This window comes from Pseudarthrobacter sp. J1738 (genome assembly GCF_050490315.1).
Taxonomy (GTDB): domain Bacteria; phylum Actinomycetota; class Actinomycetes; order Actinomycetales; family Micrococcaceae; genus JBNPEO01.
Map to the genome: position 1 here is coordinate 618,849 of NZ_JBNPEO010000001.1, position 13,129 is coordinate 631,977.

At 59.1% G+C, this 13,129-nt stretch carries 14 protein-coding genes and 1 riboswitch; of the genes, 10 read left to right on the forward strand and 4 right to left on the reverse strand.

Annotated features, from left to right (window positions below):
- Positions 1-24 precede the first annotated feature (24 nt).
- A riboswitch (TPP riboswitch) is annotated at positions 25-138 on the forward strand.
- The 3 genes from thiO to ACQR35_RS03010 all read left to right on the forward strand — a co-directional run bounded on the left by thiO (position 126) and on the right by ACQR35_RS03010 (position 2,417).
- Positions 126-1,397, forward strand: coding sequence for a glycine oxidase ThiO (gene thiO / locus ACQR35_RS03000; protein WP_430269154.1), 1,272 nt, complete (start codon positions 126-128; stop codon positions 1,395-1,397). Its footprint overlaps the riboswitch before it by 13 nt.
- On the forward strand, positions 1,394-1,639 hold the full coding sequence (gene thiS / locus ACQR35_RS03005) for a sulfur carrier protein ThiS (protein ID WP_430266534.1): 246 nt from the start codon (positions 1,394-1,396) through the stop codon (positions 1,637-1,639). The genes thiO and thiS overlap by 4 nt, the downstream gene beginning before the upstream one ends.
- Before the next feature lies 1 nt (position 1,640).
- Positions 1,641-2,417 carry a thiazole synthase gene (locus ACQR35_RS03010; protein ID WP_430269155.1) on the forward strand — a complete coding sequence of 259 codons (777 nt, stop codon included), beginning with the start codon at positions 1,641-1,643 and terminating at the stop codon, positions 2,415-2,417.
- A gap of 14 nt (positions 2,418-2,431) precedes the next feature.
- Here the strand turns inward: ACQR35_RS03010 and ACQR35_RS03015 are convergent, their stop codons facing one another.
- The 3 genes from ACQR35_RS03015 to ACQR35_RS03025 are packed head-to-tail and all read right to left on the reverse strand — an operon-like array spanning position 2,432 to position 3,704.
- Positions 2,432-2,734 (reverse strand): hypothetical protein, encoded by a 303-nt coding sequence (locus ACQR35_RS03015; RefSeq protein ID WP_430266536.1) that lies wholly within the window; start codon positions 2,732-2,734, stop codon positions 2,432-2,434.
- A 43-nt stretch (positions 2,735-2,777) separates the two neighbouring features.
- Positions 2,778-3,002, reverse strand: coding sequence for a DUF3107 domain-containing protein (locus ACQR35_RS03020; RefSeq protein ID WP_430266537.1), 225 nt, complete (start codon positions 3,000-3,002; stop codon positions 2,778-2,780).
- Between the two features lie 48 nt (positions 3,003-3,050).
- Positions 3,051-3,704, reverse strand: coding sequence for a TetR/AcrR family transcriptional regulator (locus ACQR35_RS03025; protein ID WP_430266538.1), 654 nt, complete (start codon positions 3,702-3,704; stop codon positions 3,051-3,053).
- 66 nt (positions 3,705-3,770) lie between these two features.
- Here ACQR35_RS03025 and moeB point away from each other — a divergent pair, with 66 nt between their 5' ends.
- Positions 3,771-4,967: a molybdopterin-synthase adenylyltransferase MoeB gene (moeB, locus tag ACQR35_RS03030; RefSeq protein WP_430266539.1), complete on the forward strand. Its 1,197-nt coding sequence runs from the start codon at positions 3,771-3,773 to the stop codon at positions 4,965-4,967.
- 31 nt (positions 4,968-4,998) lie between these two features.
- Positions 4,999-5,982, forward strand: a complete 984-nt coding sequence (locus tag ACQR35_RS03035; RefSeq protein WP_430269156.1) for an SDR family NAD(P)-dependent oxidoreductase — start codon at positions 4,999-5,001, stop codon at positions 5,980-5,982.
- A gap of 1 nt (position 5,983) precedes the next feature.
- On the opposite strand, the gene ACQR35_RS03040 is transcribed toward ACQR35_RS03035, so the two are convergent.
- The gene (locus ACQR35_RS03040) at positions 5,984-7,345 is read right to left on the reverse strand and encodes a glutamyl-tRNA reductase (protein WP_430269157.1); all 1,362 of its coding nucleotides are present in this window, start codon (positions 7,343-7,345) and stop codon (positions 5,984-5,986) included.
- Between the two features lie 113 nt (positions 7,346-7,458).
- On the opposite strand from ACQR35_RS03040, the gene hemE reads away from it, so the two are divergent.
- The 5 genes from hemE to hemC all read left to right on the forward strand — a co-directional run bounded on the left by hemE (position 7,459) and on the right by hemC (position 13,119).
- Positions 7,459-8,538, forward strand: coding sequence for a uroporphyrinogen decarboxylase (hemE, locus tag ACQR35_RS03045; protein ID WP_430269158.1), 1,080 nt, complete (start codon positions 7,459-7,461; stop codon positions 8,536-8,538).
- Positions 8,535-10,088: a protoporphyrinogen/coproporphyrinogen oxidase gene (locus tag ACQR35_RS03050; protein WP_430269159.1), complete on the forward strand. Its 1,554-nt coding sequence runs from the start codon at positions 8,535-8,537 to the stop codon at positions 10,086-10,088. The genes hemE and ACQR35_RS03050 overlap by 4 nt, the downstream gene beginning before the upstream one ends.
- A gap of 81 nt (positions 10,089-10,169) precedes the next feature.
- Complete coding sequence (gene hemQ / locus ACQR35_RS03055) at positions 10,170-10,880, forward strand: hydrogen peroxide-dependent heme synthase (RefSeq protein WP_430269160.1); 711 nt, start codon at positions 10,170-10,172, stop codon at positions 10,878-10,880.
- Entirely contained in the window at positions 10,877-12,139 is a 1,263-nt protein-coding gene (locus ACQR35_RS03060) for a ferrochelatase (protein ID WP_430269161.1), read from the forward strand. Before hemQ ends, ACQR35_RS03060 begins: the two co-directional genes overlap by 4 nt.
- A complete protein-coding gene (gene hemC / locus ACQR35_RS03065; RefSeq protein WP_430266546.1) occupies positions 12,136-13,119 on the forward strand; it encodes a hydroxymethylbilane synthase in 984 nt (327 codons plus the stop codon). The genes ACQR35_RS03060 and hemC overlap by 4 nt, the downstream gene beginning before the upstream one ends.
- Positions 13,120-13,129 lie beyond the last annotated feature (10 nt).

Consider the following 13,129-nt stretch of genomic DNA (forward strand, 5'->3'; position numbering starts at 1 on the left):
AACCAGCGTAGTTCCTTTAGACTGGGCGAGTACTGCGGGAGCTTGAACACGGTGTTGTTCACGGCTGAGAGGGCTTTAGTGCCGACCGTTATACCTGATCCGGATAGTGCCGGCGTAGGGAAGGAATGAAGATGGCCGTAGAGGCTGACGTTGCCGTCATTGGCGCGGGCATTGTGGGGATGGCTATCGCATACCAAGCCCTCACGTCTGGCCGTTCGGTGGTGCTGATTGATCCAGCACCCGGAACCGGCGCCACCCACGCTGCAGCAGGGATGCTGGCACCAGTGAGTGAGCTCCATTATCAAGAGCAGCAACTCCTTGAACTCACTCTCGAATCGGCCCGATTGTGGCCAGAGTTTGCACGTCCGTTTGCTCCGAACGCCGGTTACCAGAACACAGAAACACTGCTATTGGGTGTGGACGCGGCCGATCGTCGGGCCCTAGCGGACCTGTACGCGGAACAACTTCGTCAAGGACTCAACGTACAACCACTAACGGTGTCACGGGCCCGCAGTGCGGAGCCGCTATTGGCCCCAGGGCTGTCGGCCGCTTACACCATTCCCCAAGACCACCAAGTGGATCCACGGCGAATTCACGCAGCACTTTTAGAGACCTTTATTAACGACGGCGGCATTCACCTGAGCGAGCGCGCGCTCGGCTTGGTGTGGAGTGATGCCAGGGTCGCGGGAGTGGACCTTGGAGATGGCCGCACGGTCAGGTCACAAGAAGTGGTAGTTGCTAATGGAACTTACGCAGAAGAGTTGCAAGGGCTTCCACCCGGTCTTCGGCTGCCCCTGCGGAAAGTGTACGGGGATATTCTTCGCCTCCGGGTGCCTTCAAAATTGCGTCCGCTGCTGACCGCCACTGTGCGCGGAAGCGTCCATGGTGTTCCCGTTTACATTGTGCCTCGAGAGGACGGGACGGTAGTTATTGGTGCCACCTCCCGTGAGGACAATAGCTCCGGTGTTTCTGCCGGAGGCGTTTACCAACTGCTCCGCGACGCCCAATCGTTGGTTCCGGCCGTGGCTGAGCTCGAACTTTTCGAGTCCACTTCAAGGCCACGTCCAGGTACTCCAGACAACGCCCCGCTCCTGGGGCGAGTTGCCGCATCCACACTGCACTGTGACAACTCAAGCTCTGACAACTCAAGCTCTGACAACTCAAGCTCTGGCCACTCAAGTTCGGATCCAAGGAGCCAGCTCAATCCCAAAAGCCAGGACATTCCGGGGTTGATTGTGGCCACCGGGTTCTTCCGCCACGGCGTTCTCCTTGCGCCTGTTGCAGCCCAGATTTGCCGCCAACTTATGGACAGAATAGCGGACGTACGGTGGGCGCCTTTTAGACCGGACAGATTTTCCCTACCCACAACTCACAGCAAGGACCGGGAGCATTCGTGACCACGCTCAATATTTCACTCAACGGGGAGCCACACAGCCTTAGCGCTGGAGCCACCGTTGCAGACCTTGTCCAAGCCGTCACGGGCAGAACGATCAATGAACAAGGACAAGCCGTTGACGGCCGCAGGCTGGGTATTGCTGTTGCCCGCAACGCAGCGGTGGTGCCACGAAGCCAATGGCGCGGAACAACGCTTTGTTCGGAAGACGACGTCGAACTCGTTACAGCAGTACAGGGAGGCTGAAATGTCCAAGGACCAACTTCACATCGACGGCGTGGCACTGAATTCGCGGCTTATTATGGGCACTGGAGGTGCGCCAAGCCTGGACGGTTTGGGGGCGGCGCTGGTGGCTTCCGGGACTGAACTCACCACCGTGGCCATGCGCCGCTATTCACCTGCCACGGCAGGCTCGCTCTTCGAACTGCTGCAAAGCCACGGGATCCGCGTTCTGCCCAACACGGCTGGTTGCTACACCGCTCGCGACGCTGTTTTGACAGCTGAACTGGCACGAGAAGCCCTAGAGACCAACTGGGTGAAGCTTGAGGTTATAGCCGACGAGCAAACCCTGCTCCCGGATGCCGTGGAGCTAGTTCAAGCGACCGAACAACTCGTGGCAAGTGGGTTCCAAGTGTTCGCTTACACCAACGACGATCCGGTTCTGGCGTTGCGTCTGGAAAACTTAGGCGCTGCCGCCGTCATGCCACTCGGTGCTCCGATTGGGACAGGCTTGGGCATCCTCAACCCGCACAACATCGAACTGATCGTTGCCCGCGCCAACGTCCCGGTAGTGCTCGACGCCGGAATCGGCACGGCCTCGGACGCGGCCCTTGCCATGGAGCTAGGCTGCGACGCAGTGCTGTTGGCAACTGCAGTGACCCGGGCTCAGGACCCCGTGATGATGGGCGAGGCCTTTCGCCACGCGGTGGCAGCAGGGCGTCTTGCCCGGCTCGCAGGGCGAATCCCTAAGCGTGAGCACGCCCTAGCGTCCTCACCCATGCAGGGCCGGGCTGAATTTTTGTAGAGAGCGGCCTAAAGCTAGGCGCGGAGAATAGCTGTGAGGCGCTCGCGGTCACTGGCTTCGCGCTGTTTACGCAAGGGAACAACCACAGCGACGGCAGCTGCTGTACCAAGAACAATCGGCAGCACCCAAGGGATCCACGTCAGGCCAGGTTGATAGCCAAAGCCCAACGCGATCACCACCATCCAGCACACGCATGCCACAGCTACGCCCAACCCAGCAGGCAAAGCTGCACCGTAAGAGGTGTGGTGCTTGTCTGTGCCCCACACGATGGCTCCGGCGGCAATGACTGCAAGAACGGCAATAATCAGTGAAAGCACGCGAGCGTCCCTTTCCTTGGCCTCAAACAGCTACAAAAGGGGTCTAGACGGTGCCAAATCCCACACGACGGACTTCTTCAGCACCAATCTCTACGTAACCCAAAACCTTGCCAGGAACGATGATTTGGCGGCCCTTCTCATCCGTCAGACGCAAATCCGTTCCGTTAGCGATTGCCTCGGAGACAATCTTGGCTACGGCATCGGCGTCCTGTGAAGACTCGAGCGAAATTTCACGTCCAACGTTTTGGATACCAATCTTTACTTCCACAACAAGGCCTCCCAGCCATCAGAATTCAACAGGTTATTCATTTGTAGCTCAGGACTCCTTGGGGAAGCGACTGATTCCGCGCCAAGCTAAACGGTAGACCAGATCACTTGCAACATCGAGGTCCAAATCGCCGTCGGTTTCTAGCCAATAGCGGGCACTTACCTGCGCTAACCCGGCTAGGCCGCGGCCCAAGAGTTCTGCTTCCAGCGGTGCCAACTTGGTGTCTTCAGCGATCACGGCGGCCACCGCCTCAGCAAAGGTTCGGTTGAACGTTTCCAATCGAGCATTAACGTCAGCGTCATTGGTTAGTCCGGACTCGAACACTAGACGATGGGCTTGATCGTCACTAGCAATAAAGCGGAAATAGGCGCGCATCACGGCCTGAACACGTTCTTTGTTGTCCTGAGTGGAGTTTAGTGCGCCCAAGAGCAGTCCGGTCAGTTCTTCAAGATTGCTATCCAAAAGGGCCAAATAAAGCTCGCGTTTGGATGGGAAGTGCTGGTAGAGCACAGGCTTGGAGACACGGGCAGTTTCAGCGATTTCGTCCATCGCGGCACCGTGGTAACCATTGGCCACAAACACTTCAAGAGCCGCATGGAGCAACTGCGCACGGCGCTCGTCGCGCGGTAGACGTGCGGACCGAGCATTCGCCTGGGATGTTTCTTGCGTGGTGCGCGTCCTGCTCACTTCCGGTCCTTTCATTGACGGCTCAATCCACTTTACTCGTCAGTAATATGTATAAGCGCGTCGACAGGCCTAGATTGGAGTATGCCTGCGAACAGCCCCGCCCCCATTTCTCCTTCTCTGCCGCCCCTCGTGGAACCAGCACAGTCTTTGAGCAGAGAAGAACGTGAGCGATATTCGCGGCACATCATCATTCCGCAAATCGGTGATATCGGTCAGCGAAGGCTCAAGAATGCTCGTGTGCTGGTTATTGGTGCTGGTGGCTTGGGCTCGCCAGCGTTGTTGTACCTAGCTGCTGCAGGTGTGGGGACTCTGGGAATTATCGATGACGACGTTGTTGAGCTGAGCAATCTCCAACGCCAGATTATGCACACCGTGGAACGGGTCGGAGAGCCCAAAGCCGAATCCGCTCGGGCCGCCATCCACGACTTAAACCCGCTGGTTAATGTCCGGGTTCACCAAGAACGCCTCGAAGCCTCCAACGCCCTAGAACTCTTCTCCGAATACGATCTGATCCTCGACGGTGCTGACAATTTCCAAACCCGCTACCTCGTCAACGATGCAGCAGCGATCCTCGGCAAACCCTACGTGTGGGGTTCCATTTTCCGCTTTGATGGTCAGGTCAGCGTGTTTTGGGCGGAACATGGACCCAACTACCGTGACCTCTACCCGGAAGCGCCACCAGCTGGCTCTGTCCCGAGCTGTGGGGAAGGTGGCGTGTTCGGAATGTTGTGCGCCGCCGTCGGATCCCTGATGGTGACCGAAGCGGTAAAGCTGATTACCGGCGTCGGACGTTCCTTGTTAGGGCGAGTGTCCCTCTTTGACGCGTTAAGCGGCACCTGGCGGGAAATTCGTGTCTCCAAGGACCCCAGCGCACCAGCGATCACCGAGCTTGCCGACTACAACGCTTTTTGTGGCATCGACGCAGAGCCCACTGTAGGTGTTCACGAACTCGTGACGGCTCCGCAACTGGCCACCATGCTGGCTGCACGGGATGCAGGCCTACGGGACTTCTTGCTCGTGGACGTGCGGGAAACGGGGGAGCGAACTATTGTTTCAATTCCCGGCTCGGTACTGATCCCGCAAGGAAAGATCCTTGACGGCGAAGCGTGGGATCAACTTCCCACCGAGAAGGAGATCATTTTCCACTGCAAAGGTGGAACGCGTTCGGCGAATGTCCTCGCCGCCGCTAAAAGCCACGGTTACACCAAGGTCAGCCATCTCGACGGCGGTGTGTTGGCTTGGGTGCGCGACGTGGAACCGGACAAAGCGGTTTACTAAAACCCTCTACAACTTTTGGAAGAAGTCTCAGATGAGCACTAACAGTCCCCGCACCCCGCAGCAACACCTTGGCTCGCCCTTCGGCGCTCGCAGTACCGCCAAAGACGTTCTGGCAGGAATCGATCTAGCCGGTAAAACGGCGATTGTTACCGGTGGCTACTCTGGGTTGGGCTTGGAAGCCGTCCGTGCACTGCACGACGGCGGCGCCGCAGTAGTGGTGCCCGCCCGCCGCCCCGAGGTAGCCGCGCAAACCCTCAGTGAGGCTGGGCTTGACGATGTAGAAGTAGCCTCCTTGGATTTGGCCGATCAGGGGAGTGTTCAGGCATTCGCGGAGTCGTTCCTTGGATCAGGCAGAAGCTTGGACATTTTGATCAACAACGCTGCGGTTATGGCTTGCCCCGAGACTCGGGTGGGGCCCGGCTGGGAAGCCCAATTCGCCACCAACCATCTGGGTCACTACGCCTTGACGAACCGCTTGTGGCCAGCCTTGACCGCCAAGCCGGGAGCTCGTGTGGTGGCGCTGTCCTCAACAGGGCACAAACTCTCGCCGATTCGCTTTGAAGACCCTCAATTCAGTACCGGATATGACAAGTGGAAGGCCTACGGCCAGGCAAAAACTGCTAACGCCCTGTTCGCCATTGAACTTGACCGTTTGGGAGCAGATCACGGAGTGCGCGCCTTCGCCGTGCATCCGGGCGGAATTATGACCGAACTTCAGCGCCACTTACCGGTTGAGGAAATGCGGGCCGCGGGCTGGATTAATGAACAAGGCAAAGTCAACGAGATCTTCAAATCCCCGGCTCAAGGCGCTGCCACCTCGGTATGGGCGGCAACTTCGCCGCTTTTGGAGGGCCTCGGTGGTGTGTATTGCGAGGACTGTGATGTGGCTGAACCCACCGATCTGGATTCACCAACGGCGCGCTATGCGGGTGTGGACGCTCACGCAATCGATGCGGATGCGGCGCAGCGGCTATGGCAGCTTTCCGCGGAACTGACCGGAGTCAACGCCTTCTAGCTCAGGCAGACTCAGCGTCGGCAACCGGGCACTGGGCACCCAGCTGGGATTCTTGACTAGCGTTTTTGTTAGTTTCCTTGCTGCGCTGCCCGGCCTGGGTGTCGCCGGCCTGATCAACCTCAATACCGTAAAGCGCCTCGAGGGCAGCTATGTAGTCATCCTGCTGACCCTTCGCTGCGAGTTCGCGGCCCCGCACAGTGGGAACGTGTAGAAGTTGTTTGACCATCCGACGCAGAGCGAACTCAACTTCTTCGGCTGCAGCGGTGCAACCGTGGCGGGCCCTGACCTTTTCCATTTCCGCATCCAAAACGTCCATGGTGTGTCGGCGCAAGGCAACAATGGCCGAATCCACTGAACGGGCGCGGCGCTCCTGTTCAAAAGCAGCGGCTGCTTCGTTCACGATGTTGCTCGCATCAGCAAGGGAATCTGCCTGTTCTTGGGGAGCAGCCAGACGCACTGATTCAAGTGTCAAAAGCTCAACGTTGGGCAGTTCGCCGACGGCCGGATCAAAGTCACGGGTCAGCGCAAGGTCAATAACAATCAAAGGCTTTTCCGTGCCCGCGCGTACCCGGCCCAAATCCTCGGCTTCAACGCGCTGATCTGACCCACTGCAGCCGATGATCACGTCAGCTTGGGCCAGTGCAGCCTCGATGGTTTTATTCGTCAAGGCGATGCCGCCGCGTGTGGCCACAAAGCCTTCCGCACGGCCGGAGGACGAGTAGACGCCGATGTTTGTACATCCGCGGGCGCGCAAAAGGGCCATGGTTGCGCCAGCGTAGGCACCTGTGCCAAATATCACAGTGTTTTTTTCGGACCAGTCCGGGTCAACAGACATTTCTTGAGCCAAATCCAGTGCCACCGAAACAATCGACAGTCCCCGGCTACCCAAAGCGGTGTGTGCGCCAACGTCCTTTGCCGTTTTTGATGCTGCTTGGAAAAGGCGGACTAAACCGGAGCTTGCCGTGCCGTTATGCTCGGCGGCGATGAGGGCTCGGCGGACTTGGCCAGCGATCTCGCGTTCACCGACCACAGCGGAGTCCAATCCGGAGCTCACGGCAAAAAGATGAGAGCTGACGTCTGAGCCAGTACGGGTCCCAAAGGACGTAGAAACCACGTGTTTATTGAGTCCACTGAGTTCGCTGACTTGTTCAATCAGGCTGGACCGGGCCGCTTCTAGATCTTGATCCGAGGTGGCCTCGCCGTAAATTTCGTAGCGGTTGCAGGTGGCCAAAACCACTGCACCTTGAACCGAGGGGGAGTCTGCAATTGCCGTTTGGGCAAGCGAAGCCGCACCGTTGCTCAACTGAGCAACAGTCTCTAAATCGACGTCGGCGTGGCTAGCCACGAGAGAAAAAAGAACCACAGCACTCCAAGCATAGCTTTTTCGTAACTCTGTAGAACATAGCGCGATTTCGCGGTAAATTCGCTGACACAGTGTCGTTATATGTCTCCAACGGCCTTAGGCAGAATAAGAGGATGCAGCTTCGAACCGGGACCCTTGACGCCACTCATCCGCTGCGCGATGGCCGCACTGCGGACTCCGCGCTGATCACCGCCTACCGCGGGGGGAAGCCTTCACGGCGCCCCATTTGGTTTATGCGTCAGGCCGGCCGTTCGCTGCCCGAGTACCTTAAGGTACGTGAAGGGGTGGCCATGCTGGACTCGTGTTTGCGCCCCGAATTGGCGGCGGAAATCACACTCCAGCCAGTGCGTCGGCATGACGTTGACGCGGCAATTTTCTTCTCTGACATTGTGATCCCGCTCAAGCTGGCCGGAATCGGTGTGGACATTGTTCCCGGCGTTGGCCCTGTTCTGGAGAAGCCTGTCCGCACCGCTGCAGATGTGGCTGCTCTACCTGAACTGACATGGGAGGCATTGGAACCCATTCGTGAAGCTGTCCGCCTCACCGTGGCAGAACTGGGCAAAACTCCGCTCATTGGATTCGCGGGGGCTCCGTTCACCCTGGCCGCCTACATGGTTGAAGGCAAACCTTCACGCGATCACTTGGGCCCACGCACCATGATGCACGCCGATCCTGAAACGTGGTCCGCCTTGGCGCGATGGGCTGCGGACGCCTCAGGCCTGTTCTTGCGTGCACAGCTTGAGGCCGGTGCTTCAGCTGCTCAGCTCTTTGATTCATGGGCTGGGTCTTTGGGACTTGCGGACTACGAGAAGTTTGTTGCCCCGGCTTCGGCCCGAGCTTTGGACCACGTGCGGGACCTCGGCGCACCCCTGGTTCACTTTGGTACCGGCACCTCTGAACTATTGGTTGCCATGAAGAACATTGGTGTTGACGTGATGGGTGTTGACTACCGTTTGGGCTTGGATGAAGCCAATCGTCGTCTGGAAGGCAGTGTCCCGCTCCAGGGCAACATTGACCCGGCTCTGCTTTCAGCAGGCTGGGACGTCCTTGAAGCCCACGTCCGTTCAGTCCTTGAAGCAGGCGAAAATGCGCCCGGGCACGTGGTCAACCTTGGCCACGGAGTTCCACCAGAAACTGACCCCGGAGTCCTCACCAAGATTGTGGAGTTGGTTCACTCGATCGAGGTCTTGTGAACGTAGTTGTAGTGGGCGGCGGCGTTGCAGGACTCGTTGCAGCACGCGACTTTGCGCACGCAGGTCACGCCGTCACGGTTTTTGAGGCGAGTTCTACGTGGGGCGGCGCGCTCGGGAAGCACCAGCTCGCCGGGCTAACCCTGGACAGTGGTGCCGAATCCTTTGCCACCCGCACTGACGCGGTAGCGAATCTTGCCTCCGAGCTGGGCTTGGGTGAGCACATTGTTAGGCCTCTGCCAGGTGGAGCTTGGGTGCAATTGCCGCAGGGACCCCGAGAATTACCCAAGACCGGTGTCCTGGGAATTCCTGCGAATCCGTGGGACCCGGAAGTTCGCCGCACCCTTGGGTGGTGGGGCTCGCTCCGGGCGTCCATGGACACGTTGATGCCTCCTGCTTGGGGGACTGAAGCTGAGCTATCCAGTGTTGCTGAGCTGGTTCAACGCCGGATGGGGCAACGAGTTTTGAAACGCTTGGTGGAGCCCGTAGTTGGCGGTGTCCACGCCGCAAGCGCCGCACTTTTGGACGTTGACATGGTGGCCCCGGGGCTGCGCCCTGGAATCCAGGAGCAGGGTTCCCTCGCCAAAGCTGTTAAAGCCCAGCGAGCCAGACCAGCCGCGGCGGGTTCCGCCGTCGCAGGTATTTCCGGTGGCATGCACCGACTAGTTGAGTCGCTCCTAGAAGATCTGCGCAAGCATCGCGTGGTGCTGCAACGCGGGCTGTCAGTGGTGAGCATGAGCCGTACAGACGGTTCCCAAACTGACCTTACGCTCGGGCAAAGAGCGGACGACGACGGTACAACAGTTGAGGGATCAGCAGCAGAAATTGCTCCACTCTGGCGGGTGCGCACAACCCAAGGCGAGGCGCTCGCCTCGCACGTGGTGGTTGCCCTCGATGGGCCAAATGCTGTGGATCTGCTGGCCCCGTCCATTCCTGAGATGGTGCCGTTCCGGCCTGGTGCTGGACCCAACGTGAAGCTTGTCACGCTGGTTGTACGTGCACCAAAGCTGGATGCGAGGCCGCGCGGAACAGGAATTTTGGTGGCACCACAGAGGGCAGCCACACCAGGCGAAGCAGCTCGGACTGAAACTGCAGGAACTTCTAATATTCGGGCCAAGGCTCTTACGCATGTCACTGGCAAGTGGGAATGGACAGCTCAAGAAGCTGCCGCGGCGGTGGGTCCGGGTACACACGTTCTCCGGTTGTCCTATGGACGCCAGGCGGAAGCGAATTCTGACGCGGCCGCCACCGTTAGCTCCGTGACGAACCATAGTGATGAAGAACTGCTTGAGATTGCGCTCGCTGATGCAACAGCACTTCTGGGTGTGCCGTTGGTAGAGGCGGACGTTGAGGCATGGGATGTGGTGACGTGGCAAGGAGCGCTGCCCTTTGCCGCCGTCGGGCATAAAAATCGTGTGGCGCAAGTGCGGCAACTGGCCCGAGGCCAATCAGGGCTCAGTGTTATTGGCGCATGGCTGGCAGGCACCGGGCTGGCCGCCGTTGTGGCGGACGCGCGGGCGGCAGTTCGGGGCGTTATTGAGCAGGGAACGTGAGCTGCGTTATGCGTTACTTCTACGTGCTGTAGAAGACTAGAATTTTTACTACCAAGCAAAACATAAGGGACACTGGAGATCATGAGCCACACATCTATGGAATCTGTCACTAAACCCGCCGAAGGCGACGAGGCCGAAGAGCTGTTCTTCACCCTCTGGACGGTATTCAAGCGCACCGACAATGTTTTGCGCAGCGGCGACGCTGCTGAAGACTTCGACCGGCTGGCCGCCGAGCTCGCCGAAGAAGGTGTCACTGTCCGCGGAACCTACGATGTTTCCGCTATGCGCGCCGACGCTGACGTGATGATTTGGCTGCACGGCCCCCGTCCCGAAGCGCTGCAAAAGGGAGTTCGTGACATCCGCCGCAGCAAACTCTTTACCGGCACCGAAGTTGTCTGGTCCGCCATGGGTGTGCACCGCGAAGCCGAGTTCTCCAAGAATCACAGCCCTGCTTTCTCGCGCGGTGTAGCACCGGCCGAATGGCTCTGTGTGTACCCATTTGTTCGCTCCTACGAGTGGTACCTGCTCCCCGCTGAGGAACGTGGCCGGATGCTGCGTGACCACGGAATGCTGGGCCGCGACTTCCCGCAGGTCCTCTCTAACACTGTTTCATCCTTCGCTCTGGGTGACTGGGAGTGGATTCTGGCTCTTGAAGCTCCCGAGCTCACCGATCTTGTGGACCTGATGCGTCACTTGCGCTACACAGATGCCCGCAACCACGTCCGTGAAGAAGTTCCGTTCTACACCGGCCGCCGGATCGACGCTAACGGGATTGCCGAGGTCCTCGCATGAGCTCGGTGAACTCAGCAACGAACGATGCAACGAACACTGCAACTAACGCCGTGACCGAAGCAGGCCGGATGGCCCCCAAGGACTACGACGCGATCCTTTTGGCCTCCTTCGGTGGCCCTGAAGGTCAAGACGATGTGATTCCCTTCCTGCGCAACGTCACCCGTGGCCGCGGTATCCCTGATGAGCGGCTTGAAGAGGTGAGCCACCACTACCGGGCCAACGGCGGAATCAGTCCCATCAACCAGCAGAACCGCGAACTCAAGGTAGCCATTGAAGGCGAACTCGATGCGCGCGGCATTGAACTGCCGGTCTACTGGGGTAACCGCAACTGGGACCCGTACATCCCGCAGACCCTCCAGGACATGTACGACGCCGGTCACCGCAAGGTTCTGATGATCACCACGAGTGCCTACTCGTGTTACTCCAGCTGCCGCCAGTACCGCGAAGACATCGGTATGGCTCTGGTGGAAACCGGGCTGGACGGAAAGCTGGAAGTGGACAAGGTGCGCCAGTACTTTGACCACCCTGGCTTTGTGGAGCCCTTCGTTGAAGGCACACTCGCAGGTGTAGCCGAAGTCCGTGCAAAGCTCGCAGCCGCCGGAAATGCTGAAGAGTCAGCTGACTCGGTACACATCCTGTTCTCCACGCACTCCATCCCTACGCGAGATGCAGAGGCAGCTGGACGTTCCGAGGGCGATCCGCGCAGCTTCGAAGAAGGGTCCGCCTATGTGGCCCAGCATTTGGCTACCGGCGCTGAGATTATCCGCCGTATTGAGGCAGAGGCTGGAGCCACTATCCCGTGGTCCTTGGTGTACCAGTCACGCTCCGGCGCTCCGCACGTTCCTTGGCTTGAACCGGACATCAATGACGCGATTGAAGAACTCCACGGCAAGGGTGTTAAGGCCGTAGTGATTGTGCCCTTGGGTTTTGTGAGCGACCATATGGAAGTTGTGTGGGACCTAGACACCGAAGCGATGGAAACCAGCCAGAAACTGGGACTTGAAGCAGTGCGTGTTCCCACCCCGGGCACCCATGTTAAGTTCATCACCGGCATTGTGGACCTGATCTGCGAACGCACCGCCAACAACAACATTGCCGACCGGCCGCACCTGACCGACCTTGGTCCCTGGTTCGACGTGTGCCGCCCGGGTTGCTGCGCCAACTTCCGTGGCGAAAAGCCCACCATTGCTGGCGCAGACACCACTGTTGGTACCGGTCATGCCCCGTACCTGAAGGCAGTTCAGGACCAGACCAAATGAGTATTCGTGTTGGAACACGTGCCAGCAAACTAGCCCTCACCCAATCCCAGCAAACGGCTGACCGCTTGGCCGCCGTGGGAGGTTTTGACACCCAACTGGTGCACATCAAAACTGACGGCGACGTTCTCACTGGGCCACTGTCCCAAATGGGTGGCACCGGTGTGTTTGTGGTCGCCCTGCGCGAGGCACTCCTTCGCGGAGACTGTGACGTAGCTGTGCACTCCCTCAAAGACTTGCCCACCGGTAGCACTGTTGGGTTGTCGATAGCGGCCGTGCCCAAGCGCGTGGATCACCGCGACGTTTTGTGCGCACGTGACGGGCTGACCTTGGCGCAGCTACCAGCGGGTTCGAAGGTCGGGACAGGGTCACCTCGCCGTGCCGCCCAGCTGCGTACCGCGCGCCCTGACCTGACAGTGGTGGACATTCGAGGCAACGTGGATACTCGCCTTGGCCGCGTGCCAGGACTGCCGGGCAATCCGGAGGCCGCTGTGGTTCCCGGCAAATCTGGTGACCTTGACGCAGTTGTACTCGCTGCGGCAGGTCTAGAGCGAATCGGCCGCAGCGACGTCGTTACGGAGTTTTTTGAACCCGAAGTGATGCTCCCGGCGCCTGGCCAGGGCGCACTCGCGATCGAATGCCGCACCGCCGATGCTCCCGCGAGCGGGTCTCAAGAGGTTCTTGCCCAGGCACTTGCAGCAATTGACGACGTCGACACTCGCCTCGCCGTGACAGCTGAACGTGCACTTTTGGCTCGCTTGGAGGCCGGTTGCGCAGCACCCGTGGGGGCGCTTGCCGTCCGGAAGGGCAGCATGTTGCACCTTGAAGCGGTGGTGTGCGCTGTTGATGGCACCCAACAAATGCGAGTCAAAAAGGCTACCGATGGGCTCACTGAGGTTGGTGCGACTCTGTTGGGAATCCAACTGGCCGAGGAACTTTTGGCTGGCGGGGTAGCGGAATTTGCAGACCTTGCAGCTCACTGATTCTCACGCC

Bases quoted from the DNA above. Each gene is read 5' to 3' on its own strand.
- thiO (WP_430269154.1), top strand. From the start codon at position 126: ATGAAGATGGCCGTAGAGGCTGACGTTGCCGTCATTGGCGCGGGCATT.
- moeB (WP_430266539.1), top strand. From the start codon at position 3,771: ATGCCTGCGAACAGCCCCGCCCCCATTTCTCCTTCTCTGCCGCCCCTC.
- ACQR35_RS03035 (WP_430269156.1), top strand. From the start codon at position 4,999: ATGAGCACTAACAGTCCCCGCACCCCGCAGCAACACCTTGGCTCGCCC.
- hemQ (WP_430269160.1), top strand. From the start codon at position 10,170: ATGAGCCACACATCTATGGAATCTGTCACTAAACCCGCCGAAGGCGAC.
- hemC (WP_430266546.1), top strand. From the start codon at position 12,136: ATGAGTATTCGTGTTGGAACACGTGCCAGCAAACTAGCCCTCACCCAA.
- hemE (WP_430269158.1), top strand. From the start codon at position 7,459: ATGCAGCTTCGAACCGGGACCCTTGACGCCACTCATCCGCTGCGCGAT.
- ACQR35_RS03060 (WP_430269161.1), top strand. From the start codon at position 10,877: ATGAGCTCGGTGAACTCAGCAACGAACGATGCAACGAACACTGCAACT.
- ACQR35_RS03010 (WP_430269155.1), top strand. From the start codon at position 1,641: ATGTCCAAGGACCAACTTCACATCGACGGCGTGGCACTGAATTCGCGG.
- ACQR35_RS03025 (WP_430266538.1), bottom strand. From the start codon at position 3,704: ATGAAAGGACCGGAAGTGAGCAGGACGCGCACCACGCAAGAAACATCC.